This is a genomic window from Allobosea sp., assembly GCF_017308015.1.
GTDB lineage: Bacteria > Pseudomonadota > Alphaproteobacteria > Rhizobiales > Beijerinckiaceae > Allobosea.
Window position 1 is genome coordinate 12,891 of sequence record NZ_JAFKFW010000012.1, and the last position, 23,953, is coordinate 36,843.

Below are 23,953 nucleotides of genomic sequence, written 5' to 3' on the forward strand. Positions count from 1 at the left end.
CTTGTCGAGGCTGGAAAGCCGGCTATCCCACGCGATCCGTACCGGTTTTCGCCAGCACGAAGGCCGGATAGAGGCCGGCCAGGATGATCAGGAGCGCCGCCAGCGCGCCATCCTCGAAGACGCCGCGCGAGGCATGGCCGTAGACCACGGTCGCCAGCGTGTCGAGGTTGAGCGGCCGCAGCAGCAGCGTCGCCGGCAATTCCTTGAGGCAGTCGACGAAGACCAGAAGCGCTGCGGCCGCGATGGCGGGGCGCGCCAGCGGCCAATGAATGCGCCGCAGCACCTCAGGCCCGGCAGCGCCGAGCGCGCGTGCGGCGTCGTCGATCCGCGGCGAGACGCGCGAAAGCCCGCTCTCGACCCCGGATATTCCCATGGCGAGGAAGCGCACGATATAGGCGAGGACCAGCGCCGCGCCGGAACCGATCAGGATCAACCCGGGCTTGAGGCCGAACAGCGCGGATGCGGCATCGGCCATCAGGTTGTCGAACGCCGCAAGAGGGATCAGCAGACCGAGCGCCAGCACGGTACCGGGCACCGCATAGCCGAGGCTGGCGATACGGGCGAGAGGCTTCAACCAGCTCTCGCGGCCGGCGCGGCCGGCGGTCGCGATTCCGAGTCCCAGCGCGATCACCAGCGCCGCGGCAAATCCGGAGAGCAGAAGCGCGTTGCCGAGGAGGCGCAACAGCGCCGTGTCGAACTGCGCCAGCAGGCCGCGCTGCAGGATCTCGGTGACGAGGTAGGCGATGGGCAAGACGGCGCCGAAGAGCACGGGCAGGGCGCAGGCGAAGGCGGCGAGAGCGGCGCTGCGTCCGCGGAGCGGCCGGCGGGTGACCGGTCGGGGCTGGCGCACCGGCAGGGCGAAGCGCCTCTGCCCGCGCAGCTTCATCTCGGTGAGGATCAGAGCGAAGACGATCAGCAGCATGACGCAGGCTATCTGGGCGGCGCCGGGCAGCGAGCCGCGATTGATCCAGGTCGTATAGATCGAGAGGGTCAGCGAGCGGACGCCGAGATATTCGGTGGCGCCGATATCGTTCAGTGTCTCCAGCAGGACGAGGGTGAGACCGGCGGCGAGCGCCGGGCGCGCGAGCGGCAGACCGATGCGCCAGAACAGGCGGCCGGGCGCGGCGCCCAGATTCCGCGCCGCTTCGACGATGCTGGCGCCCTGCACGCTGAAGAGGGCGCGCGTGCTGAGATAGACGTAAGGGTAGAGAACGATCGCCATGATCGCGATCGCGCCCGGCAGGTTGCGCGGGTCGGGAAACCAGTAGTCGCGCAGGGAATGCCAGCCGGTCATGCCGCGCAATGCACTCTGGAGCGGCCCCTGAAAGCCGAGGAATTCGACGTAGATATAGGCGGTCAGATAGGTCGGCAGTGCGAGAGGCAGCACGAGCAGCCATTCGAGCGATCGTCGTCCCGGAAAATCATACTGCGTCACCAGCCAAGCGGTGCCGACGCCGATGACGGCGCAGGCCGTGCCGACGCCGATCAGCAACAGGCTGGTCTGGACGAGGGCCGTAGGCAGCACGTTCGCGGCGAGATGCGGCCAGATCTCGGCCGCCTGCCGCGACGAAAAAGCGGTTGCGACGAGCGCCAGCAGCGGCAGCAGCACGAGCGCTGCCCCGCCGATCGCGGCATAGGCGAAACGCGTTGACGGCCGCCACGAGAGTGGCGACCGTCGCATAGCGTAGAGCGGGTGGCTCAGGCTCAATTGTCGAAGCCGACCTTGTCGACGAGATTGGCTGCGGCCTTACGCTGCTTGGCGACCTCGGAAAGCGTCAGCTTGTCCGGCGTGACGGCGCCGAGCAGCTTGACTGCGGCGGAGTCGGTCACGGCCGCGTTGACCGGGAACTCGAAATTGCCGTTCGCATAGAGCGCCTGGGCCTTGTCGCCGAGCATGTACTCGACCAGCTTGACGGCGTTCTCCTTGTTCGGGGCATTCTTGGCGAGCGCCGCCGCCGAGACGTTCACATGGGTGCCGTCGCCGGCGAAGGTGGTCTTGAGCGGCTTGATCGCATCGAACCAGCCCTTCTGCTCGTTCTTCGCCTCGCTCATCAGGCCGATATAATAGGTGTTGATGATGGCGATGTCGCAGAGGCCGGACTGAATGTCGCGGGCGACGTCGCGGTCGCCGCCGCCGGGCTTGCGGGCGGCGTTGGCGCGCACGGCCTTGAGCCAGGTCTCGGTCTTCTCGGCTCCATGATGAGCGAGATAGGCGGCGAAGAGGGCATTGTTATAGGGGTGCTGGCCGGAGCGGATGCAGAACTTGCCTTTCCACTTGGGGTCGGCGAGGTCCTCATAGGTGATCGCATCCTGCTTGACGCGCTCCTTCGAGACCACCACGACGCGGGCGCGCTTGGTCAGGGTGACCCAGTTGTTGTCGGGGCGAAGCTGGGCCGGTACGGTCTTGTCCACCACGTCCGACTTGATCGGCTGGGTGATGCCGGCATCGACCGCGGCGTTGATCTCGCCGACATCGACCATGAGCATGACGTCGGCCGGGCTGTTGGCACCCTCGGCGCGGATACGCTCCTGCAGGCCATCCTTCAGGAAGACCGCGTTGACCTTGATGCCGGTATCCTTGGTGAAGGCTTCCAGAACCGGGTTGAGCAGGGCCGGCTCGCGGGTCGTGTAGAGGTTCACGCCCTGCGCGAAAGCCGGGGCGGCCAGCAGGCAGGAGGACAGCGCCAGGGCGTGGAGGTAGGTCTTTGCGATCATTCTTCTGCTCCGTCGGTGGCGCGATCAGCGCGATGGGGGAGCGATAGAACGCCGTCCGCAGAGCGTCAATGAAGTATTCCTTTGATATCAATGCCTTATAGAAATTCTAGTTTGCCTCTTATTTTGACGAATTCTAATAAGCCAGGCATTGTCTTGGAAAGACAAAGGGATTTCGGCCGTACCCGCGGCGCCTGTTTTTCGGATGGGACGACCTGTCGCGGTCGAAGCTGGTCGTCTCTTGTTGAGCGTGGACCTCTGAACACGACGTTTCTGTCATGGTCGGACTTGTCCCGACCATCCACGCCTTCATCGATGCAAAGCGGTGTCCAAGACGTGGATGCTCGCCATACGAGCGAGCATCACGAACAGGGGCAAGCCCGATAGTGACGTCCTGTTCCGCTCATGGACCGGGTTGGCCCGACACTTAGCGCGTCGGCAGCGGGATCAGCCGGACCGGCTCGCGTTGGGTTGGATCGACCGTGCCGCGCAGGATGGCGTCGCTGGCGATGGTCTCGTCCCGAAGCTGCGCCTCGCGGACCCGCATCTGGCGCCGGACGCTACGGGCCTGCGCCTCCATCCGGGAAATGCCGACCCGTTCGTCGATCTGCTTGCGCTGCGACTTGCTGAGTTCGGAGGCCGTGCGGAAATCGCGAAAATCGCGGCGGCTATAGGGCCAGCCCGAACCGCCGGTGAAGGTCGAGACCTTGCCGTCGAGCACGACGCTGTCGCCCGGCCGCAAGGTGATGTCGCGCAGTAGCGAGATGCGCCGCTCGCCCGCCTGAACGATGGCCGGGCGGCAGGCAGGGTCGGCCGCCTTCTCGTGGCTGAAGGCCATGGGCAGGGCGCCATAGCGCTTGCCGTCGGCCGCCACGGCGTCGGCAAGGCTGGTCGTGCCGGCGGCCATGCGGAAGACCTTGACCGGAATGCCGGGGTTCATCGCGCCGCAAAGGGCTTCATGGGCCTTCATGTCACCGGCCGCGCGGAGATAGCCGATCGGGGCGTGGAAGCCGTCGCAGAGGCGCACGCAGAAGGTCCGCGCGCGGTCCGCTGCGCCCGTGATCCCGTCGAGCGAAGCGCTGGCCGTGCCGGCGGGCCGGCGCTGCTTGTCGGCCGTCTTGTGGGCCGATTTCCGGAAGGGGTTAAGATCGATCGACGGGTGCGCGAGGCGGCCATTCGGCCGCATCTGCATGAGCGGCAGGCGCCAGCCATTGCCGGCCGGCGCATAAGCACTGGCCTGCGGGGCGTAGCGGGTCGAACTATAGGTCGCGTTCTGCACGCGCGCCCGCTCCCGGCGTGCCGCTTCCTGGATCAGGAATTCGCGCGCACTGCCCTCGCTTTCGGCCTGAACCATCGAAGCCGTCAGCACAATCCCGCCGGAGCCGAGCGTGAACCCGAGCGCGGCGAGCGCAAGCAGACGTGCCGTGGGGCTGCGCCTTGCGATCTTCACCTTGCCGGAAACGGCAGCCAGAACATCACCGTCGCGGGCGAAAACCCGCGCCGGGACTTCACGGACACGCCACATCGCGTCACTCCAAACTACGCTTGTCCACCGTCCGCCGCCATTGGGGGTGTAGTTTACTTCTCGTTAAGCTTCAACGTTTCCGGGCACACGGCCACCGGAAACGGATGGAATGCTTAACGCGAGCGAAGAGCGTCGTTACGGCTCAGAGCACGGAGATGAGGACGCCGAGCCACATGCAGAACAGCGCGATGACACCGATGCCGTAGACCGCGCCGCGCAGGGGCAGCTTGTTGGGGCCGACATGAATCAGGGTGTGTGCGATGCGGGTCGCAACATAGAGCCAGGCGAGCAGTGCCATGGCATGGCCGGTGGCGCCCGTCTCCATCGCGATCATCACGACGGCGAAGAAAATTACAGGCGTTTCGAACTGGTTGGTGAAGTTCGCGGCCGCGAGCCGCGCCGGGACGGGGTAGCGCTCGGTCGACACCGTCACCTCGTCGGGCCGGACGGCGCCGCTGGCAAAGGCGGCCTTGCGGCGCAAGGCCAGGATGACGCCGACGACGAATATCCAGAAGATCATCGCCAGCGTCGGATAGATCAGCTTGAGAGTCATGGTTGCGCGTCGCCTCGTGCAGCACCGGTCCGGATGAGCCGGGCCAGTGCTGCACGAAGTTCCAGCGGACTCAAGAGCGGGTCGGGTAGTTCGGGCTCTCGCGCACGATGGTCACGTCGTGGACATGGCTCTCACGCAGGCCGGCGCTGGTGATGCGGATGAAGCGCGCCTTGTTGCGATACTCTTCCAGGTCCTTGCCGCCGACATAGCCCATCGCAGCGCGCAGGCCTCCCGCGAGCTGGTGCAGCACGTTCGAGACCGGGCCCTTGTAGGCGACCTGGCCTTCGATGCCTTCCGGCACGAGCTTGAGCGAATCCTTGATGTCCTGCTGGAAGTAGCGGTCGGCCGAGCCGCGCGCCATCGCGCCGACCGAGCCCATGCCGCGATAGGCCTTGTAGGAGCGGCCCTGATACAGGAAGGTCTCGCCCGGCGTCTCGTCTGTGCCGGCCAGCAGAGAGCCGACCATGGCGCAGGAGGCGCCGGCCGCCAGCGCCTTGGCGAGGTCGCCGGAATACTTGATGCCGCCATCGGCGATGACCGGCACGCCCGCTCTCGCCCCGGCCGAAGCCGCATCCATGATCGCGGTGAGCTGCGGCACACCGACGCCCGCGACGATGCGGGTGGTGCAGATCGAGCCCGGGCCGATGCCGACCTTGATGGCGTCGGCACCGGCATCGATCAGGGCCTGCGCGCCGCCGGCGGTCGCGATGTTGCCGGCGATGACCTGGACCGAGTTGGAGAGCTTCTTCACCCGGCTGACGGCTTCCAGCACCTTGGCGGAATGGCCGTGGGCGGTGTCGACGACGATGAGGTCGACGCCGGCATCGATCAGCATCTCCGAGCGCTCGAAGCCCTGATCGCCGGTCGTGGTCGCGGCGGCGGCGAGGAGGCGGCCATGCGCGTCCTTGGCGGCGTTGGGATAGGCGACCTGCTTCTCCATGTCCTTGACGGTGATCAGGCCGATACAGCGATAGTGATCGTCAACGACGAGCAGTTTCTCGATGCGGAACTGGTGCAGCAGACGGCGCGCTTCCTCAGGATTGACGCCCTCGCGCACCGTGATCAGACGTTCCTTGGTCATCAGCTCGGAAACCGGCTGGGCCGGATTGGCGGCAAAGCGTACGTCGCGGTTGGTCAGGATGCCTACGAGCTTGCCCTTGTGGCCCTGCGGGCCACGCTCGACGACCGGAATGCCGGAGATGCCGTTGTTCTTCATGAGCGCGAGCGCATCGGCCAGCGTCTCGTCGGGATGGATGGTGATCGGATTGGTGATCATTCCCGATTCGAACTTCTTGACGAGGCGGACCTGCGCCGCCTGCTGCTCGGCATCGAGATTGCGGTGGATGACGCCGAGACCGCCGGCCTGCGCCATGGCGATCGCCATGCGGGCTTCGGTCACCGTATCCATCGCCGAGGCGACGATCGGCAGATTGAGCGAGATGGTGCGGGTGAGCTTCGTGCGGATGTCGACGTCGGCCGGCATGACCTCGGACGGCCCCGGCTCGAGCAGTACGTCGTCGAAGGTGAAACCGTCGCGAATCAGACCGTCGAGGGAAAGCGTCATCGTCAACTCCGACCGCCGGGCGAGGCCGGCTTTTCAAGGGGGCGGGGCGATAGGCCCGGTGCCGAGTTGACGAGGCCCGTTAGCATGGGCGCAGCCGGACGGCTAGTGCTCGTGAAGGGATTTTTTGCAGTGCGGAAACGGCGCCGGCCCGTGGCGGCACCGTTTCTGCAATGTCGCCCCGCGTCAGTGAGCGCGGCGAGCTGCGACAGGGGCTTCCGGCGCAAAGCCGAAGCAGCCGATCTGCGCAATGCTCCGGTCGCCCGCGTCGGCCATGCGCTGGCACGTCTGGAGCCGCTGGCACATGTCGTAGCGCATGGCCTCACCGGCGCTGCTCGGGATCGTCTTGAACTGGCAGCCGGCTTGCCAGCTCATCATGTCGGCTGCCGCCGCGGCGGGCGCCGAGCTCGAGCCGGCCGCGAGGGCGAGTCCGAGCACGGCCGCGCCGGGCGACAGGCGACGAGCGGCGGCGAAAACTGATGACATTCTGATCATGGCGCTTCTCCGTAGAGTGAACGGCGCGCGCCCCTCGCGACGGCCCGGTGCTACCGGGCACCAATAAAATGGGGGCGCCGTTACCCCCGAAGGAGTGAGGTCAATGCATGGCGGTGTTGTGTGCACTGCCGGGGCATAATCCATGTGCATGGCGGAAACGCGCCGGCCGCGGGCAAATCCGGCGGCAAAGCGCGATTTCGCTCTCGTCACTTCGTGCACATCGCATTAATAGCCGAGCTTATGATTTCAAGCGCGCCTAATTCGATGGGCGCGGAAGGTCCTAAGTCTCAAGGTCCGACGTTTTGCAGCGCTCCAAACTCCTGCCCCTGATCGTCGCCTGCGCGTTGTTCATGGAGAACACCGATTCGACGGTGATCGCGACCTCGCTGCCGATGATCGCGAAGTCGCTGGGGGAAGACCCGATCGCGCTGAAGCTGGCGCTGACGTCCTATCTGGTCAGTCTTGCCGTCTTCATCCCGATCTCCGGCTGGATGGCCGACCGTTTCGGCGCGCGCACGATCTTTCGCTCGGCGCTTTGCGTCTTCATGCTCGGCTCGCTGCTCTGCGCGGTGTCGAACTCGCTCGGCGCCTTCGTCGGCGCGCGCTTCATCCAGGGCATGGGCGGGGCGATGATGGTGCCAGTCGGGCGCCTGGTCATTCTGCGTAGTGTCAGCAAGTCCGAAATCGTCGGAGCGCTCGCTTATCTGACGATTCCCGCGCTGGTCGGGCCGGTGGTCGGTCCACCGCTCGGCGGCTTCATCACCACCTATTTCGACTGGCGCTGGATCTTCTTCATCAACATCCCCATCGGCCTCGTCGGCATCGTCCTGGCGAGCCTGTTCTTCGAGGATATCCGGGAAGAAGACGTGCCGCCGCTCGATATTCGCGGGTTCCTGCTCTCCTCCTGCGGGTTCGCCAGCCTGATGCTCGGGCTCAACACCGGCGGACGGCACCTGGTGCCGGAAGCGGTGTCCTATGCCTGCGTGCTGGGTGGGGCCGCGGCGCTGGCAGCCTACTGGTTCCATGCGCAACGCGTGCCTTATCCCGTGCTCAACCTCTCGCTGTTCCGGATCCAGACCTTCCGGATCGGCGTGATTGGCGGTTCGATCTTCCGGACCGGCATCGGCGCCATTCCGTTTCTGCTGCCGCTGATGCTCCAGCTCGGCTTCGGGCTGGATGCGCTGCAATCGGGCCTGATCACCTTCGTCTCGGCTGCCGGTGCGCTCATCATGAAGACGCTGGCGAAGACCATCCTGGCGCGCTTCGGCTTCCGGCGGGTGCTGACGATCAACGCCGTGATCGGCGCCGGCTTCCTTGCGGTCTCCGGGCTGTTCACGCCGATGACGCCGCACGCGATCATGCTGTCCGTGCTGCTGGTCGGCGGCTGCTTCCGCTCGCTGCAGTTCACCGGCCTCAACGCATTGAGCTATGCCGACGTCTCCAACCGCGAAATGTCGAGCGCGACCAGCTTGTCGAGCGTCGCGCAGCAGCTCTCGTTGAGCGTAGGCGTGACGATCGGCGCGTTCGCCCTCGAGGGCGCCAACCTCCTGCACGGTGGCAAGGCGCTGGGTGCCGGAGATTTCTGGCCGGCCTTCCTGATCGTCGGCCTGATATCGGCCTCGTCCTCGCTCTGGATGATGCAGCTCGCTCCCGATGCCGGCGCCGAGGTGTCGGGTCATGTCCCCGTCAGCGCACGCAAGATGACTGCCGAGGCGATCGCTGAGCAGAAGCCGCTCGATTAGGCCTTCGGGCCGACTATCGGCTTCAGTCCAATGGTCTAGCTCTCTGATTTTACTTCGTCTTTTCTGAGGCCGCACCCCACTTTTCGAGCCGCTGCGCTGACTTGCCAACCGAGGCGGCTTGCCGCAAGGTCAGGGGATGCAAGCCGGACCTGCGTCCTCGAACGAGACGCGCTACACGCTCTGCGTCGGCGACGGCGCGGCCCGGTTCAAGCTCGCCGAAACCGAACTGACGCTCAGCGACGAGGGCATAGCCTACGAACTCGACGGCCGATCGGGCCTGCGGCCCTTCACCAAACTCGCGGGCGTGAGGCTGCAGGCGCTCAATGGCGGGCCACGATCGCCCTGGGAGACACTGACCGAACTGACATTTACCTCGGGGCGGCCGCTTTTCGTTTACTCCAGCAGTCCCTGGGGCGCGGATGACCCGCGGCGGGATAGCGTCTTCATCAGCTTCGTCCAGGACCTGCATCGCCGCCTGATCGCCGGCGGGCACGGCTCTATCGCGTTCCGGCGCGGCATTCCGGAAGCGCGCCACCGTTTCCTCATCGTCGTCGTGCTCATCGCGGCTGTCGTCTTCGGCGGCGCCGGGTTGATGGTGCTCTATGTCGGCCTGAGCGGCAAAGCCGGGTTCTTCGAAGTGGCCGGACCGCTTTTCGCCCTCGGTGGGTTCGGCTTCTGGATCTGGAATTCGATCGTGCGGAGCGCGCCGGGCAGTTACGATCCGCGTCACCTGCCGCGCGACATCTTTCCGGAGTGAGCGGCTCGCTCAGCTCTCCGGCCGTTCGGCCTGCTGCTCCCGGGCGGCCCGCCGATAGCCGGTCGCCAGCACGTAGAGCTCGGAGGAGTCGGCACGGCTCGCCGCCGGCTTGACGTTCCGGACCGTGGTGAAGTCGCGCTTCAGCATGGTCAGCAGTTCGGCGCTGTCGCCTCCCTGGAACAGCTTGGCGAGGAAGAACCCGCCCGGAGCCAGGATGCTGTGTGCGAATTCGACGGCGGCCTCGGCAAGCGCAATGATCTTGAGATGGTCGGTCTTCTTGTGGCCGGTGGTGTTGGCGGCCATGTCGGACATTACGCCATCGGCGCGGCCGCCGAGGCGTTCGGTCAGCAGGGCAGGCGCTTCATCGGCCATGAAATCGAGCTGGATCAGGTCGACGCCGGGGATCGGGTCGACGGCCAGCAGGTCGATGCCGACGATATGGCCCTTGCCCTGCTCCAGCCCGATGCGCTTGGCGGCGATCTGGCACCAGCCGCCCGGTGCGCAGCCGAGATCGATCAACCGCTGGCCGGACTTCAGGAACTTGTAGCGGTCGTCCATTTCCTCGAGCTTGAACGCCGCGCGCGAGCGATAGCCCATCTCCCGGGCCCGCTTCACATAAGGGTCGTTGAGCTGGCGCTCGAGCCAGAGCTGCGAGGAATGCTTGAGCTTGCCGGCCTTCTTGACCTTGACGCGCATGTCGCGAGCGCCGGCTGGTTTGCCGCCGCTTTTGGCCGTGCCGCCCTTGCCGCCGGATTGTCCGCTGCTCATCGCCTCAAAAGCCTATTTCCGCCGCCACCAGGCGCGGTCCTCGTGCATCATGCGCAGCAGAATGCCCTCGCGCAGGCCGCGATCGGCGATACGGACGCGCTCGCTCGGAAACGCGCGGCGGATCGCCTCGAAGATCGCGCAGCCGGCCAGCACCAGATCGGCGCGCTCGCGGCCGATGCAGGCATTCGCCGCCCGGGCGGCATAGTCCATCTCGATCAATCGGTCGATCACCGCGAGGATGTCGCGCTGATGCATCCACAACCCGTCGACCTCGCGCCGGTCATAGCGCGGCAGGTCGAGATGGATGCCGGCGACCGTGGTGACCGTGCCGGAGGTGCCGAGCAGGTGGAAGCTGCGGGCATCGCGGGCTCCCGCCGCCTTTTCGGCGAAGGGGGCGAGCGCCTGCGCGCAATCCTCGACCATCCGCTCGAACAGCTCGCGGCTGACCTCGATGCCGCCATAGCGCTCGGCCACCGTGACGACGCCGATCGGCAGGGAGGCCCATTCCCGGATGCGGGCGGCAGGGTCGCGCGCCTCGTTGCGGCCGCCGAGCCAGACGATCTCGGTCGAGCCCCCGCCGATATCGAAGACGATCACGCTTTCCGCCGCCGGATCGGCCAAAGCCGCGCAGCCGGAGACGGCGAGCGCGGCTTCCGTGCGCTGGTCGATGACCTCCAGCGACAATTCCGCTTCGGCCGCGACGCGGCGGATGAAGTCGAGCCCGTTGATGGCGGCACGACACGCTTCCGTCGTGACGAGGCGGGCGCGGGTGACGCCGCGATTCGCCATCTTGCTGCGGCAGATCTTCAGCGCCTCGACGGCGCGGTCCATCGCGGCATCGGCGAGGCGGCTGCTGGCGGCCAGCCCTTCGCCGAGGCGCACGATGCGGGAGAAGGCGTCGACGACGCGAAAACCGTGCTGGGCGGGCCGGGCGATCAGCAGGCGGCAATTATTGGTGCCGAGATCGAGCGCCGCATAGGTCACGCCCGGCGGGCGAGGGGCGGCAGGCTGTTCGAATCTTCTGAACGGCGCGACAGACGGGGCCACGCCGGCCCGTTGCGGATCGGCGTCATGTCTCTGCGGCCGCGCCATTGGCGCGACATCCCGTTGTTGCCGGTCCTCGACCGCCACCGATCCAACCTTTCAACCTGTCCGATCCTCGAGGTCCGGACAGGGGCCGCGACACGGCGCGGCCCTGCTTCATGGCGAGCTAACTACAGGGCGCGCGACATGCCAAGCAGAACCTTGCCGGGCGGAAGGTTTGCCGGGCATTCGCACGGGATGCGCTTGCGCGGGGACCGGCTCATCGGCCAGTCTCCGCCCACCAGTGAGATCGGGGCAAGGAACCAACATGGCCGCCAGACACATCCTCGCCATCGACCAGGGCACGACCTCGTCGCGGGCGATCCTGTTCGATGCGTCCCTGGCGGTCGTGGCCAGTGCCCAGCGGGAGTTCCCGCAGCATTTCCCGGCTTCGGGCTGGGTCGAGCACGAGCCGGAGGATATCTGGGAGAGCGTGCTTGCGACGGCAAGGGAGGCTATCGCCAAGGGCGGCTTGGGCGCGGCGGATATCGCCGGGATCGGCATCACCAACCAGCGCGAGACGACATTGATCTGGGACCGCCGGACGGGGCGGGCGATCCATCGCGCCATCGTCTGGCAGGACCGCCGCACGGCAAAGGCCTGTGCGAATCTCGTCGCGGCCGGTCATGAGGAGCTGGTCGCCGAGCGCACCGGCCTGCGCATCGACCCCTATTTCTCCGCCACCAAGATCGCCTGGCTGCTCGACAATGTGCCCGGAGCCCGGCGCCGGGCGGAAGCCGGAGAACTCGCCTTCGGCACGGTCGACTGCTTCCTGCTCTGGCGCCTGACCGGCGGGGCCGTGCACGCGACCGACGCGACCAATGCTGCCCGAACCATGCTGTTCGATATCGGCCGCGGCGTCTGGGATTCCGAATTGCTCGACCTGTTCGGCATTCCGGCCGCCCTGTTGCCGCAGGTGCGCGACTGCGCGGCGCATTTCGGCGACACGGCTCCGGAGCTGTTCGGGGCGCCGATCGCGGTGCGCGGCATCGCCGGCGATCAGCAGGCGGCGACGATCGGGCAGGCCTGCTTCTCGCCCGGCATGGTCAAGTCGACCTACGGCACCGGCTGCTTCGCGCTGCTGAACACGGGCGATACGCCGGTGCGCTCGAAGCACCGCCTGCTCAGCACCGTCGCCTACCAGCTCGGCGGCAAGCGGACCTATGCCCTGGAAGGGTCGATCTTCATCGCTGGAGCAGCCGTGCAGTGGCTGCGCGACGGGCTCGGCATCATCGAGAAGGCGAGCGAGACCGGGCCGCTCGCGGAAGCTGCCGATCCCGAGCAGGATGTCTATCTGGTACCGGCCTTCGTCGGCCTGGGCGCTCCGCACTGGGACGCGCATGCACGCGGAGCGATGTTCGGCCTGACCCGCAATTCCGGACCGCGCGAGTTCGCGCGCGCCGCGCTGGAAAGCGTCTGCTACCAGACGCTGGATCTCGTCGAGGCGATGCGCGCGGACTGGCCGGCGGCGGGGACGGGGCACGCTGTTCTGCGGGTCGATGGTGGCATGGTCGCCTCCGACTGGACGATGCAGCGGCTCGCCGACATCCTCGACCTGCCGGTCGACCGGCCGAATGTGCTGGAAACGACGGCTCTGGGGGCCGCCTATCTTGCCGGGCTGGATGCCGGCCTTCTGCCTGAGCCCGACCGGTTCGCCGACATGTGGCGGCTGGAGCGACGCTTCTCGCCCGCGATGGCTGCGAGCCAGCGCAAGCGCAAGGTCGGCGGCTGGCGCGACAGCGTCAGGCGGACACTGAGCGGGAGCTAACGCGAGCAGATTCCGGCCGGAGCCGGTCCGGCACGTTCGCTTGAGGCTAGGACAGGCGCCGGTCGAGCGCATCCGCGATCCGCTCGACGAGTGCGGCATGGTTTGCCAGCAGGTCCTGCAGCGGCCCGATCGGGCGGAAGGCGCGGGAATCCTGCGCCTCCTCGCCTTTGTCCTGCCAGGCCGCGATCGCCTCGTCGGCGGCGAGCAGCCAGGCTTCCGGCGATGCACCTTCCAGCGATCCGCCCGCTTCCAGCGCAAGTCGCTCGGCAATCTGCCGGCGGAGCGCCTCGCGGACGGCACGCAGCGCGTCGAGTTCGTCGGTATAGCGCATGGCTGGCCGGCAGCGGTTCAGTGCACCGTGGCGAGGTCGTCGTCGTCCGGGTCGATCAGGCGGTCGAGGCCAAGCTGCTCGACGCCGTCGGTGAATTCGGCGAAGGCGTCGGCATCGGTGGCAAAGGCATCCTGCCAGACCGTCGAGCCGCCTTCCTCGTCGATAAGCTCGAGGGTCCAGCCGTCCGTGCCTTCGATCTTGTAGATTTCCACACGCACGGTCAGCCCGTCATGGGTGAAGGTCTGCGACAGGGGCGAGCGGATGATGTCGGGGAATCCAGTCATCGCGACAGTCTAGCAGCTTCGAAGGCGGGGCGCAGCCGTCACCGGCTGCGCCCCGTCATTCATTCCGTGGTGGTCACCGGAGCGGGCTCCGGGCGGCGCAGGCGCCGGACGAGGCGCACGACGCCGACATAGAGCAGCGGCACGAAGAAGACACCGATCACGGTGGCGGCGATCATGCCGCCCATCACGCCGATGCCGATCGCATTCTGGCTGCCGGAGCCCGCGCCGGTCGCGACCGCAAGCGGCGTCACGCCGAGCACGAAGGCGAGCGAGGTCATCAGGATCGGGCGCAGGCGCTGGCGCGCCGCCTCCAGCGTCGCTTCGACGAGGCCCTTGCCATGACCTTCCTGCTCGATCGCGAACTCGACGATCAGGATCGCGTTCTTGGCCGCGAGGCCGATCGTCGTCAGCAGGCCGACCTTGAAATAGACGTCGTTGGTCTGGCCGAAGAGCGTCGCCGCGAGCAGGGCGCCGAAGATGCCGATCGGCACCGAGAGCATGACCGCGAAGGGGATCGACCAGCTTTCGTAGAGCGCCGCGAGGCAGAGGAAGACGACCAGCATCGAGAGGGCGTAGAGCGCCACTGCCTGGCTGCCGGAGAGACGTTCCTGGAAGGACAGCCCCGTCCATTCATGGCCGAAACCGACCGGTAACTGCGCCACCAGGCGATCGATTTCGTCCATTGCCGCGCCGGAGCTGACGCCGGCCGAGGCCGCCCCCTGCATCTGGATCGCCGCCGATCCGTTGTAGCGTTCCAGCCGCGGCGAACCGTAGGTCCAATGCCCACTGGCGAAAGCGGAGAACGGCACCATCTCGCCGCCCTGGTTGCGGACATACCAGCGCCCGATATCGCCGGGCTGCATGCGGAAGGGCGCATCCGCCTGGACATAGACGGATTTGACGCGGCCGCGGTCGATGAAGTCGTTGACATAGGCCGAGCCCCAGGCCGTCGACAGCGTGTTGTTGATGGCGGCGAGCGGCAGGGTCAGGGCGCTCGCCTTCTCCTGGTCGATCTCTACGGCGTATTGCGGGGTGTCCTCCTGCCCGTTCGGGCGCGTGCCGGTGAGCTGCTTGCTTTGGGCGGCAAGGCCGAGAAGCTGGTTGCGGACCTCCATCAGGCGGGAATGGCCGGCACCGGCGATGTCCTGCAGGTAGAAATCGAAGCCGGCGGTGTTGCCGAAGCCCTGGATCGCCGGCGGAGCCAGCGCATAGACGGTTCCATCCTTGATCGACCGGAAGGCGCCCATGGCACGGCCGGCGATGGCCTGGGCCGTCGCCGGCTTGCCGACGCGCTCGGCGAAGGGCTTCAGGCGCACGAAGGCGAGGCCGACATTCTGGCCTTGGCCGGCGAAGCTGAAGCCGGACACGGTCAGCACGCCCTCGACGAGATCTTTCTCCTTTTCGAGATAGTGCTTCTGCACCTGGTCGAGCACGCGCAGCGTCCGGTCCTGCGTGGCGCCGACGGGAAGCTGTACGACGGTCAGCAGGATGCCCTGGTCCTCGTCGGGCAGGAAGGACGAGGGCATGCGGGCGAAGAGCCAGGCCACGCCGCCGCCGATCAGCAGGAAGACCAGCAGGAAGCGCAGCGGACGCGCGATCATCCCGGCGACGCCGGAGCGATAGCCGTTGGTGGTGCGTTCGAAGTTCCGGTTGAACCAGCCGAAGAAGCCCTTGCGCGGACCATGATCGCCGATCGGCTTGAGCAGGGTGGCACAAAGCGCAGGGGTGAGCACCAGCGCAACGACGACGGAGAGCCCCATCGCCGTGACGATCGTCACCGAGAACTGCCGGTAGATCACGCCGACCGAGCCACCGAAGAAAGCCATCGGCACGAACACGGCCGAGAGCACGGTGGCGATGCCGACCAGCGCGCCGGTGATTTCGTTCATCGACTTGATCGTCGCTTCCTTGGGTGAGAGCTTCTCCTCCTGCATTACCCGCTCGACGTTCTCGACCACGACGATGGCGTCGTCGACGAGCAGGCCGATGGCGAGCACCATCGCGAACATCGTCAGCGTGTTGATCGAATAGCCGGCCAGCGCCAGCACGCCGAAGGTGCCGAGCAGCACGACCGGCACTGCCAGCATCGGGATGAAGGTCGCGCGCAGGTTCTGCAGGAAGACATACATCACGATGAAGACGAGGAGGATCGCCTCGAACAGCGTGTGTACGACCTTCTCGATCGAGAGCGTCACGAAGGGCGTGGTGTCATAGGGATAGGTGACCTCGACGCCTTCGGGCAGGGTCTGCTTCAGGCGCTCGATCGTCGCGGTCACGGCCTTGGCGGTGTCGATCGCGTTGGCGCCGGTGGCAAGGCTGATGGCGAGGCCGGTCGTCGGCTTGCCGTTATAGAACGAGACGGTGTCGTAGCTCTTGGCGCCAAGCTCGACACGGGCGACGTCGTTCAGCCGGACGATCGAGCCGGAGGCGCCGCTCTTGAGGATGATGTTCTCGAACTGCGAGACCGTCTGCAATCGCGAGAGCGCGGTTACAGTGGCATTGAGCTGCTGGCCGCCGACCTGCGGCAGGCCACCGAGCTGGCCGGCCGACACTTGCGTGTTCTGGGCCTCCACGGCGGCAGCGATGTCGCTCGGCATCAGCGCATATTTGCGCAGCTTGTCCGGGTCGAGCCAGATGCGCATGGCGTAGCCGGCGCCGAAGAGCTGGGTCGTGCCGACGCCCTCGACGCGCTTCAGCGTGTCGTTGAGGGTCGAATCGACATAGTCGGCGAGGTCGGTGGTCGACATCCGCCCGTCCTTGGAGACGAAGGCGACGACCATCAGGAAGCCGGTGGAGGCCTTGGCGACCGAGATGCCGGTGCTCTGTACGACCGAGGGCAATTGCCGCGTGACGAGCTGCAGCTTGTTCTGCACCTGCATCTGCGCGACGTCGGGATCGGCCTGGCTGTTGAAGGTCAGGGTGATCTGGGCGTTACCGGTCGAGGTCGAGGTCGCCGTCATGTATTGCAGGTTGTCGAGCCCGGTCATGCCCTGCTCGATGACCTTGGTCACCGCGTTCTCGACGGTCTGCGCGTCCGCGCCGGGATAGTTGGCGCTGATCTGGACAGTCGTCGGCGCGATCTGCGGATATTGCGAGATCGGCAGCGTGCGCAGGGCCAGAAGCCCCCCGAGCATGATGACGATGGAGACCACCCAGGCGAAGATCGGCCTTTCGATGAAGAAGCGCGACATGGCGTCAGTTCTTCGCCGTGTTGCCGGCCGGCAGTTCGGCCCGGCGATTGGCGGATTTGAGTTCGCCGGTGGCCTCGTCGACACTGACCTCGTTCATCGTCACGGTCTGGCCCGCGCGCACGAGCTGGCCGCCCTCGACGATAATGCGCTCGCCATCCTTGACGCCGCTGTCGACCAGCCAGTTATTGCCGATATTGCGGCGCGTGGTCAGCACGCGCTCCTCGACCTTGCCCTCGGCCGAGACGAATTTCGCGGTCGCCTCGCCCTTGGTGTTGCGCCCGACGGCGCGCTGCGGCAGCAGGAAACTGTTCTCGGCGATGCCTTCCTGAATCTCGGCGCGGACGAACATGCCGGGCAGCAGCAGCCGCTCCGGATTGGGGAATTCGGCGCGGACGCTGAAGGTGCCGGTGGTCTCGTTGATGTTCGCCTCGGCGAATTCGAGCTTGCCGGACTGGGCATAGGCGTCGCCCGTATCGAGCTTGAGCTTCACTGCGACATTGGGGCCGGTGAACTTCAGCCGGCCCGAGGCGATGTCGTCGCGGAACTTGAGCAGATTGGTGCTCGACTGGGTGACGTCGACATTGATCGGATCGAGCTTGCGGATCGTGGTCAGGATGGCTGCCTGATTGGCGGTGACGAGTGCGCCCTGGGTCAGCGCCGACTTGTCGACGCGCCCGTCGATCGGTGCCGCCACCTTGGTATAGGCGAGGTTGATCCGCGCTGCCTCGACATTGGCCTTGGCGGCCTCGACATCGGCCTGGGCCTGACCGAGTGTCGCTGCGGCATCGTCGGCATCCTGCTTGCTGCCGGCGTTGCGCTGAAGCAGTTCGCGATAACGATCGGCCCGCACCTGCGCATTGGCGACGGCGGCCTCAGCCTTGTGCTGGGCGGCGACGGCGCTGTCGAAGGCGGCCTGATAGGGAGCCGGGTCGATCTCGTAGAGTACGTCCCCCGCCTTGACCTCGCTGCCCTCGCGGAACAGCCGCGACTTGATGATGCCGCTGACCTGCGGCCGGATCTCGGCGATGAGGCTCGCCGAGACGCGGCCCGGCAGCTCCGCCGTGATCGCCACGGGCTGCGGATGCAGTGTGACGACGCTGACCTGGATCTGGGGCTGCGGCGGAGGCGCCGCCGCCTTCTCGGAATTGCAGGCGGCCAGCGCCGTTGCGAGCAGCAACGCACTCGGCAAGGCATAGCGGGAAGAGGAGGGGGCGCGCTCGGCCGGCATGCGGACTCTCTTTTTGGAAACTAAGGGGTTTCTTATCTCTTGATTTCCGAGACTGTCAAACTCAACAATGCGACGTGATGACGGGCGCGATCAAGACAGGCAATGAACCGGGCGGAAATCCGCCGCGGAATCGAACGCGTGGGAGGCCCAAGACACGTTCCGACGCGGCAGAGCGTGCCCGGATCGTGCGCTTCGCCCGCGACCTGTTCCTCGATGTCGGCTATGGCGGCACAACGATGGACGCGGTCGCGGCGCGCTGCGGCGTTTCGAAGCGCACGCTCTACCAGTTATTTCCGGCCAAGACCGACCTGTTCAGGGTGATGGTGGCCGATCACCGGCGCTCGATGCTGGCGCTGCCGCGGCCGCCCGGCGAGGATTTGCCGCTGCTGGAAGCGCTCGCGGCGATTTTCCGTCTCGACATCGACGAGATCGACAATCGCGATAGGCTGGCTTTCGTCAGGCTCGTCCTGGCCGATTCTGACAGGTTCAGCGAGATCGGCGAGCTGATCGAGCAGGAAGGCGCCGAACCGGCGCGGCGCCTTCTCGAAGACTGGCTCTCCGCTCAGCAGGCGAAGGGCAGGCTTCGTGCGCTTCCGGTCGATGTGCTCGCCCGGATGCTGATGGACATGATCTTCTCGGCGCTGGTCAAGCGCTTTCCCGGCGACCGACTGCTGACCGTCGAGGAACGTGCCCAGCATGCGCGACTGTGTCTCGAGGTGTTCCTGGGGGGAGCGGTGTCGAAAGCTGGGTAATCGGGTGCAGCGACCGGCCGAAGACACGCCCGCGCTAGCGGCTTGGCTTGCGAATGATAAATTTAGGATTGGTCAAGCCACATAGCAGTGGCTGGGGGACTAGGATTCGAACCTAGACAACCAGAGTCAGAGTCTGGGGTCCTACCGTTAGACGATCCCCCAACGACGATGCGCTTTGACGCTGCGCCGCGTTGGTGAGCCGGGGTCTAATCAATGCGATCCGGCTTGGCAAGAGTAGAATTCACCCCCGGTGCAAAACGCTTCACAGAAACCGTGTCGATCACCGCTTTCTCTCGCTTTTTCCTCTTGAGATGGTGCGAACCTCTCAGAATGGGACGGGAAACCGAAAGAGGGACGTGGAGAATGGAGTTTTAGCGGAGGTCGAGGCTTCCGGCCGGTTTTGCTCGATGATGGCAGGTTGTTGCCCGACGAAAACGGGCGGTATGAGCGATATGTCGCCACGGGGCTTCATCCGGCCACTCCTTGGGGAGTTGTGGCCGAGAGCCCTGGCTCGCGCCGCTGGCCTGTGTGCCACGCATGAAAACCGGCTTGCGCGGCAACGGCTTCATCGGAGAACATCGCACCATGAATCAGCAAGACGCCGCCGCCGCGCTCTCCGTCTGGGTTGCGCTCGAAAGTCCCACCAGCCATCCCGCGGGCGTGAGCGGCATGATGGACCTCGTCCAGAAGGATGTCGCGGGACTGCCGATCGCGGTCGAGCGCATCCCCGGCCGTGACGGGCTCGGCGATATGGTGCTGCTGCGCGCGGGGCTCGACAACGGCCAGCCGGCCGTCGCCGTGATGTCGCATCTCGACACGGTGCACCCGGTCGGCACCAGCGCCAAGGAATTGCCGGTCAGGATCGAGGGCGATCGGCTCTACGGCCCCGGCGTCTACGACATGAAGGGCGGCGCCTGGCTCGCCCTGCAGGCCTTCAAACAGGTTGCAGCCGCCGGCTCGGCCAAGCGGCCGATGGTCTTCCTGTTCACGCCGGACGAGGAGATCGGCTCGCCGACCAGCCGGGCGCTGATCGAGGAGATCGGCCGGCGGGCGAAGGCGGTGCTCGTCACCGAGCCAGCGCGCTCCGGCGGCAAGATCGTGACCGCGCGCAAGGGCGTCGGCCGCTTCGACGTCAGGCTCGAAGGCCGCCCGGCCCATGCCGGCGGCAAGCATGCCGATGGGCGCAGCGCCATCCGCGAGGCCGCGCACCAGATTCTCGCCGTCGAAGGCATGACCGATTATGCGCGCGGCATCACCACCAGCGTCGCGCTGGTCGGTGGTGGCACGGCGGCCAATGTCATCCCGCAGCATGCCTGGTTCAGCATCGATTGCCGGGTCACCACGCTGGCCGACGGAACGATGATGGAGAACCGCATCCTTGGCCTGAAGCCGCATGACCCGGATGTCGCGCTGCGCATCACCGGCGGCATGAACCGGCCGCCCTACGAGAAATCGGCGGAAGTCGCGGAGCTGTTCGGGCTGGCGCGCAAGGTCGCGGCGGATGTCGGTTTCGACTTGCAGGATTGCCCTATGACGGGGGGCGGCTCGGACGGCAACTTCACGGCCGCGCTTGGCGTGCCCACGCTCGATGGACTCGGCATCGCCGGCGACGGCGCCCATACGCTGCAGGAATACGGGCTGATTTCCTCGATCGCGCCGCGCCAGGCGCTGATGAAGGGCCTGCTGGAGACCATCTGAGGGACCAAGCGATGCTGCTGCTGCGCCGTCATGCTCGGGCTTGACCCGAGCATCTCGGAAACCAGCGTCTTGTCGTCACGGGGTTCTCGGGTCTTCGCTTCGCCCGAGAATGACGCTGTGGTGGAAAAGAAGAAAGCCCCTCGCGATGCGAGGGGCTTTCTCGTTTCGGGGAGGCGCCTGAAGGCTCAGGTTTCCGGCTCGCCCATGCCGCCGGCGGCGAGGAATTTCTCGAGCCAGTGGATGTTGTAGTCGCCGTTGAGGATGTCCTGGTTGCGCACCAGCGTGCGGAACAGCGGCAGCGTCGTGTCGACGCCGTCGACGACGAACTCGTCGAGCGAGCGGCGCAGGCGCATCAGGCATTCGTCGCGGTTACGGCCATGGACGATCAGCTTACCGACAAGCGAATCGTAATGCGGCGGGATCGTGTAGCCCTGATAGGCGGCGGAATCGACGCGCACGCCGAGGCCGCCCGGCGTGTGGAACGAGGCGATCTTGCCGGGCGAGGGGCGGAAGGTCGCGTGATGCTCGGCATTGACCCGGCACTCGATGGCATGGCCCTCGATGACGATGTCGGACTGCTTGAGCGAGAGCGGCGCGCCCGCGGCGATGCGGATCTGCTCGTTGACGAGGTCAATCCCGGTAATCATCTCGGTCACGGGATGCTCGACCTGGATGCGGGTGTTCATCTCGATGAAGTAGAACTCGCCATCCTCGTAAAGGAACTCGATCGTGCCGGCGCCGCGATATTGCAGTTCGCGCATCGCCTTGGCGCAGATCTCGCCGATCCGGTCACGCTCGCCGGCGTTGAGGGCGGGCGAGGGGCCTTCCTCCCAGACCTTCTGGTGGCGGCGCTGCAGCGAGCAATCGCGCTCGCCGAGATGGATCGCGTTGCCGCGGCCATCGCCGAGCACCTGGATCTCGATATGGCGCGGCTTCTCGAGATATTTCTCGATATAGACCGCGTCGTCGCCGAAATTGGCCTTGGCCTCGCTGCGGGCGGTGGCGAGCAGGACGGCGATCTCGTCCTCGGTGCGAACCACCTTCATGCCCTTGCCGCCGCCGCCGGAGGCGGCCTTGATGATGACCGGCAGGCCGATCTCGCGGATGATGCGCAGGGCCTCGGCCTCGTCGGCCACGCCGCCCTCGGAACCCGGCACGCAGGGGATGCCGAGGCGCTTGGCGGTGCGCTTGGCCTCGATCTTGTCACCCATCGAGCGGATATGCTCGGCCTTTGGGCCGATGAAGGCGATGTTGTGCCGCTCCAGAATCTCGGCGAAGCGGGCGTTCTCGGAGAGGAAGCCGTAGCCGGGATGGACCGCATCGGCGCCGGTGATCTCGCAGGCCGCGATCAGGGCGGGGATGTTGAGATAGCTATCGCGGGCCGGCGGCGGGCCGATGCAGACGCTCTCGTCGGCCAGGCGCACATGCATGGCGTTGGCGTCGGCCGTGGAATGCACCGCGACGGTCGCGATGCCGAGCTCCTTGGCGGCGCGCAGCACGCGCAGCGCGATCTCTCCACGGTTGGCGATCAGGATCTTGTCGAACATCTTGAAACCCAAATCGGACCCGACGGCGCGAGGCGCCGCGCTCACTCGATCACCAGCAGCGGCTCGCCGTATTCGACCGGCTGGCCGTCCTCGACCAGGATGGCCGTGACCTTGCCGGCGCGGGGCGCGACGATGTCGTTGAAGGTCTTCATCGCCTCGACGAGCAGGATGCGCTCACCCTGCTTCACGACGCTGCCGATCTCGACGAAGGGCTTGGCGTCGGGCGAGGGGCGGCGATAGGCGGTGCCGACCATCGGGGAGGGCACGGCACCGGGATGGGCGGCGGTCGGCTTGGCCTCTACCGGGGCTGCAGCCGCGGCGACCGGAGCCGGCATCGCCATCATCGGGGCGGCGGCGGGCACCTGTACGGTCGTCGAGATGTTGCGGGCGACACGGACGCGCAGATCGCCCTTCTCGACCTCGATCTCGGTGAGATCGGTCTGGTTCAGCAGCTCGGCGAGCTCGCGGACAAGTTCGGGGTCGATCGGGCTCTTGGTCGCCATGGCGGATATCACCGTCTTCTTCGGATATTCGGATGGAAGCGGCGATCGAGTCGCGCCCCCGTTCAACAAGGTTCAGGCGGCTTTCGCCGCCCGCTTTTCCAGCAGCGGCACGATCGCGTCGAAAGCGAGGTCATAGCTCGCGACGCCGAAGCCGCAGATCACGCCGACGCAGACCGGCGCCATATAGGAATGGTGCCGGAATTCCTCGCGCGCATGCACGTTGGAGATATGGACCTCGATCGCCAGCGCATCGACGCCCTTGATCGCGTCGCGCAGCGCGACCGACGTGTGGGTATAGGCGCCGGCGTTGATGATGACACCCGCACCCGCGAGGCCCGCCTGCTGGATGAAGGTGACGAGCTCGCCCTCGAAATTGGTCTGGCGGAAGGTGAGGTCGACACCGGTCGCCTCGGCCTTGCGGCGCAAGCGATCCTCGACGCCGGCCAGGGTGACTGCGCCATAGGTTCCGGGCTCGCGGGTTCCGAGCAGGTTGAGGTTGGGTCCGTTCAGGACGTGGACGGCGACCATAGGGGGCGTTGATTCCGGCACCGCGCGCGGGCGGCAGGAGCCGCCCTCATAAACGTTGCGGGCCGGCAGGGGAAGCCTGAAGCGCCCTGCCGGCCCGGTCGAGCTCATTCCGGCCAGAGATCAGCCGGCGCAGTCGGTCTTGCCGCAGCGGCGCACGGAATCGATCTTCTGCCTGAGGGCGGCCTGGCCCACGGCGCCAAAGACGATCTCGTCGCCGATGATGAAGGCCGGCGTGCCGGTGAGGCCGAGACGGTCCCCGAGCGCGACGGTGTCCGCGATCGTGGCCTTGGTGGCGGGCGCCTCCATGTCCTTCTTCAGCTGGGCGATATCGGCGCCGACTTCCTTGGCGACGTCGAGCGCCTTGGCAGCGTTGATCTTGCCCTTCACGGCCATCAGCTTGTTGTGGAATTCGAAGTATTTCGCACCCTGGAGCTGGTTCTTGGCGGCGATGGCGACGCGACTGGCTTCGACCGAATCAGGGCCGAGGATCGGAAAATCCTTCAGCACGACGCGCAGCTTCGGGTCAGCCTTGGAGAGGGCGGTGACATCCTCCATCGCCCTTTTGCAGTAGCCGCAATTGTAGTCCATGAACTCGACGAGGGTGACGTCGCCCTCGGGATTGCCAATGATGACCGAGGTCGCGGGATCGGTGATCCGCGCCTTCTCGGCGGCGACCGCGCTGCGCTGGGCATCGGCCTGGGCGACCGTGTTGCGGCGCTCCAGCTCGATCAGGGCATCCTGGATGATCTCGGGATTCTTTAACAGCGTTTCGCGGATCAGGTCGGTCACCGCCTTGCGCTGCTCGGGCGAGAGCGGCTGTCCCTGCGCCATGGCGGGTGCGGCGGAGGCCGCGAGCCAGAGGCCGAGCGCGACGGCGGCTGGCCGCAGGCAGGCGCGCGCCAGGCTGGTGAGGGTCGGGAAAGCCAT

General features: G+C 66.5%; 21 protein-coding genes and 1 tRNA gene. 5 read left to right on the forward strand and 17 right to left on the reverse strand.

All coding sequences use genetic code 11. The features are described from left to right. Positions 1-22: 22 nt before the first annotated feature. The 6 genes from J0I42_RS11760 to J0I42_RS11785 form a co-directional block, all read right to left on the reverse strand. Positions 23-1,708 (reverse strand): ABC transporter permease, encoded by a 1,686-nt coding sequence (locus J0I42_RS11760; protein WP_291655021.1) that lies wholly within the window; start codon positions 1,706-1,708, stop codon positions 23-25. Beyond that, positions 1,705-2,715, reverse strand: coding sequence for an extracellular solute-binding protein (locus tag J0I42_RS11765; protein WP_291655022.1), 1,011 nt, complete (start codon positions 2,713-2,715; stop codon positions 1,705-1,707). The genes J0I42_RS11760 and J0I42_RS11765 overlap by 4 nt, the downstream gene beginning before the upstream one ends. A gap of 424 nt (positions 2,716-3,139) precedes the next feature. After that, complete coding sequence (locus J0I42_RS11770) at positions 3,140-4,237, reverse strand: DUF2865 domain-containing protein (RefSeq protein WP_291655023.1); 1,098 nt, start codon at positions 4,235-4,237, stop codon at positions 3,140-3,142. A gap of 142 nt (positions 4,238-4,379) precedes the next feature. Beyond that, complete coding sequence (locus J0I42_RS11775; protein WP_291655024.1) at positions 4,380-4,790, reverse strand: MAPEG family protein; 411 nt, start codon at positions 4,788-4,790, stop codon at positions 4,380-4,382. A gap of 70 nt (positions 4,791-4,860) precedes the next feature. Further along, positions 4,861-6,354 carry an IMP dehydrogenase gene (gene guaB / locus J0I42_RS11780; RefSeq protein WP_291655025.1) on the reverse strand — a complete coding sequence of 498 codons (1,494 nt, stop codon included), beginning with the start codon at positions 6,352-6,354 and terminating at the stop codon, positions 4,861-4,863. Between the two features lie 183 nt (positions 6,355-6,537). Beyond that, positions 6,538-6,846, reverse strand: coding sequence for a hypothetical protein (locus J0I42_RS11785; RefSeq protein WP_291655026.1), 309 nt, complete (start codon positions 6,844-6,846; stop codon positions 6,538-6,540). A gap of 302 nt (positions 6,847-7,148) precedes the next feature. Between J0I42_RS11785 and J0I42_RS11790 the strand changes: the two genes are divergently transcribed. Next, positions 7,149-8,588 carry a DHA2 family efflux MFS transporter permease subunit gene (locus tag J0I42_RS11790; protein WP_291655027.1) on the forward strand — a complete coding sequence of 480 codons (1,440 nt, stop codon included), beginning with the start codon at positions 7,149-7,151 and terminating at the stop codon, positions 8,586-8,588. Positions 8,589-8,724: 136 nt separating this feature from the next. Next, positions 8,725-9,345: a hypothetical protein gene (locus J0I42_RS11795; protein WP_291655028.1), complete on the forward strand. Its 621-nt coding sequence runs from the start codon at positions 8,725-8,727 to the stop codon at positions 9,343-9,345. A gap of 9 nt (positions 9,346-9,354) precedes the next feature. Here the strand turns inward: J0I42_RS11795 and J0I42_RS11800 are convergent, their stop codons facing one another. Together J0I42_RS11800 and J0I42_RS11805 are read right to left on the reverse strand one after the other, a co-directional pair. Beyond that, positions 9,355-10,113, reverse strand: coding sequence for an RlmE family RNA methyltransferase (locus J0I42_RS11800; protein WP_291655029.1), 759 nt, complete (start codon positions 10,111-10,113; stop codon positions 9,355-9,357). A 12-nt stretch (positions 10,114-10,125) separates the two neighbouring features. Continuing rightward, entirely contained in the window at positions 10,126-11,205 is a 1,080-nt protein-coding gene (locus J0I42_RS11805) for a Ppx/GppA phosphatase family protein (RefSeq protein WP_291655030.1), read from the reverse strand. Between the two features lie 259 nt (positions 11,206-11,464). On the opposite strand from J0I42_RS11805, the gene glpK reads away from it, so the two are divergent. Next, the gene (glpK, locus tag J0I42_RS11810; protein ID WP_291655031.1) at positions 11,465-12,964 is read left to right on the forward strand and encodes a glycerol kinase GlpK; all 1,500 of its coding nucleotides are present in this window, start codon (positions 11,465-11,467) and stop codon (positions 12,962-12,964) included. Between the two features lie 46 nt (positions 12,965-13,010). On the opposite strand, the gene J0I42_RS11815 is transcribed toward glpK, so the two are convergent. From J0I42_RS11815 to J0I42_RS11830, 4 genes are read right to left on the reverse strand one after another with little or no spacing between them, the layout of a single operon-like run. Continuing rightward, entirely contained in the window at positions 13,011-13,295 is a 285-nt protein-coding gene (locus tag J0I42_RS11815; RefSeq protein ID WP_291655032.1) for a hypothetical protein, read from the reverse strand. A 17-nt stretch (positions 13,296-13,312) separates the two neighbouring features. Next, positions 13,313-13,579, reverse strand: coding sequence for a hypothetical protein (locus J0I42_RS11820; protein ID WP_291655033.1), 267 nt, complete (start codon positions 13,577-13,579; stop codon positions 13,313-13,315). A gap of 59 nt (positions 13,580-13,638) precedes the next feature. Next, a complete protein-coding gene (locus tag J0I42_RS11825) occupies positions 13,639-16,770 on the reverse strand; it encodes an efflux RND transporter permease subunit (protein WP_291655034.1) in 3,132 nt (1,043 codons plus the stop codon). A 4-nt stretch (positions 16,771-16,774) separates the two neighbouring features. Continuing rightward, positions 16,775-17,998: an efflux RND transporter periplasmic adaptor subunit gene (locus J0I42_RS11830; protein ID WP_291655035.1), complete on the reverse strand. Its 1,224-nt coding sequence runs from the start codon at positions 17,996-17,998 to the stop codon at positions 16,775-16,777. Positions 17,999-18,183: 185 nt separating this feature from the next. Between J0I42_RS11830 and J0I42_RS11835 the strand changes: the two genes are divergently transcribed. Next, complete coding sequence (locus tag J0I42_RS11835; protein WP_291655036.1) at positions 18,184-18,750, forward strand: TetR/AcrR family transcriptional regulator; 567 nt, start codon at positions 18,184-18,186, stop codon at positions 18,748-18,750. Positions 18,751-18,838: 88 nt separating this feature from the next. Here the strand turns inward: J0I42_RS11835 and J0I42_RS11840 are convergent. Continuing rightward, positions 18,839-18,912, reverse strand: a tRNA-Gln gene (locus tag J0I42_RS11840). A gap of 423 nt (positions 18,913-19,335) precedes the next feature. On the opposite strand from J0I42_RS11840, the gene J0I42_RS11845 reads away from it, so the two are divergent. Continuing rightward, positions 19,336-20,448, forward strand: coding sequence for a M20 family metallopeptidase (locus J0I42_RS11845; RefSeq protein ID WP_291655037.1), 1,113 nt, complete (start codon positions 19,336-19,338; stop codon positions 20,446-20,448). 185 nt (positions 20,449-20,633) lie between these two features. Here J0I42_RS11845 and accC read toward each other — a convergent pair whose 3' ends face one another. From accC to J0I42_RS11865, 4 genes are all read right to left on the reverse strand, one after another. Continuing rightward, positions 20,634-21,995 (reverse strand): acetyl-CoA carboxylase biotin carboxylase subunit, encoded by a 1,362-nt coding sequence (gene accC, locus J0I42_RS11850; RefSeq protein ID WP_291655038.1) that lies wholly within the window; start codon positions 21,993-21,995, stop codon positions 20,634-20,636. Between the two features lie 41 nt (positions 21,996-22,036). Further along, positions 22,037-22,498, reverse strand: a complete 462-nt coding sequence (gene accB, locus J0I42_RS11855; RefSeq protein ID WP_291655039.1) for an acetyl-CoA carboxylase biotin carboxyl carrier protein — start codon at positions 22,496-22,498, stop codon at positions 22,037-22,039. Between the two features lie 72 nt (positions 22,499-22,570). Further along, complete coding sequence (aroQ, locus tag J0I42_RS11860) at positions 22,571-23,026, reverse strand: type II 3-dehydroquinate dehydratase (RefSeq protein WP_291655040.1); 456 nt, start codon at positions 23,024-23,026, stop codon at positions 22,571-22,573. 120 nt (positions 23,027-23,146) lie between these two features. After that, positions 23,147-23,953, reverse strand: a complete 807-nt coding sequence (locus tag J0I42_RS11865; protein WP_291655041.1) for a DsbA family protein — start codon at positions 23,951-23,953, stop codon at positions 23,147-23,149.

Bases quoted from the DNA above. Each gene is read 5' to 3' on its own strand.
- J0I42_RS11765 (WP_291655022.1), bottom strand. From the start codon at position 2,715: ATGATCGCAAAGACCTACCTCCACGCCCTGGCGCTGTCCTCCTGCCTG.
- J0I42_RS11770 (WP_291655023.1), bottom strand. From the start codon at position 4,237: ATGTGGCGTGTCCGTGAAGTCCCGGCGCGGGTTTTCGCCCGCGACGGT.
- J0I42_RS11775 (WP_291655024.1), bottom strand. From the start codon at position 4,790: ATGACTCTCAAGCTGATCTATCCGACGCTGGCGATGATCTTCTGGATA.
- guaB (WP_291655025.1), bottom strand. From the start codon at position 6,354: ATGACGCTTTCCCTCGACGGTCTGATTCGCGACGGTTTCACCTTCGAC.
- J0I42_RS11785 (WP_291655026.1), bottom strand. From the start codon at position 6,846: ATGATCAGAATGTCATCAGTTTTCGCCGCCGCTCGTCGCCTGTCGCCC.
- J0I42_RS11795 (WP_291655028.1), top strand. From the start codon at position 8,725: ATGCAAGCCGGACCTGCGTCCTCGAACGAGACGCGCTACACGCTCTGC.
- J0I42_RS11800 (WP_291655029.1), bottom strand. From the start codon at position 10,113: ATGAGCAGCGGACAATCCGGCGGCAAGGGCGGCACGGCCAAAAGCGGC.
- J0I42_RS11805 (WP_291655030.1), bottom strand. From the start codon at position 11,205: ATGGCGCGGCCGCAGAGACATGACGCCGATCCGCAACGGGCCGGCGTG.
- glpK (WP_291655031.1), top strand. From the start codon at position 11,465: ATGGCCGCCAGACACATCCTCGCCATCGACCAGGGCACGACCTCGTCG.
- J0I42_RS11815 (WP_291655032.1), bottom strand. From the start codon at position 13,295: ATGCGCTATACCGACGAACTCGACGCGCTGCGTGCCGTCCGCGAGGCG.
- J0I42_RS11820 (WP_291655033.1), bottom strand. From the start codon at position 13,579: ATGACTGGATTCCCCGACATCATCCGCTCGCCCCTGTCGCAGACCTTC.
- J0I42_RS11825 (WP_291655034.1), bottom strand. From the start codon at position 16,770: ATGTCGCGCTTCTTCATCGAAAGGCCGATCTTCGCCTGGGTGGTCTCC.
- J0I42_RS11830 (WP_291655035.1), bottom strand. From the start codon at position 17,998: ATGCCGGCCGAGCGCGCCCCCTCCTCTTCCCGCTATGCCTTGCCGAGT.
- J0I42_RS11845 (WP_291655037.1), top strand. From the start codon at position 19,336: ATGAATCAGCAAGACGCCGCCGCCGCGCTCTCCGTCTGGGTTGCGCTC.
- accC (WP_291655038.1), bottom strand. From the start codon at position 21,995: ATGTTCGACAAGATCCTGATCGCCAACCGTGGAGAGATCGCGCTGCGC.
- accB (WP_291655039.1), bottom strand. From the start codon at position 22,498: ATGGCGACCAAGAGCCCGATCGACCCCGAACTTGTCCGCGAGCTCGCC.
- aroQ (WP_291655040.1), bottom strand. From the start codon at position 23,026: ATGGTCGCCGTCCACGTCCTGAACGGACCCAACCTCAACCTGCTCGGA.
- J0I42_RS11865 (WP_291655041.1), bottom strand. From the start codon at position 23,953: ATGGCTTTCCCGACCCTCACCAGCCTGGCGCGCGCCTGCCTGCGGCCA.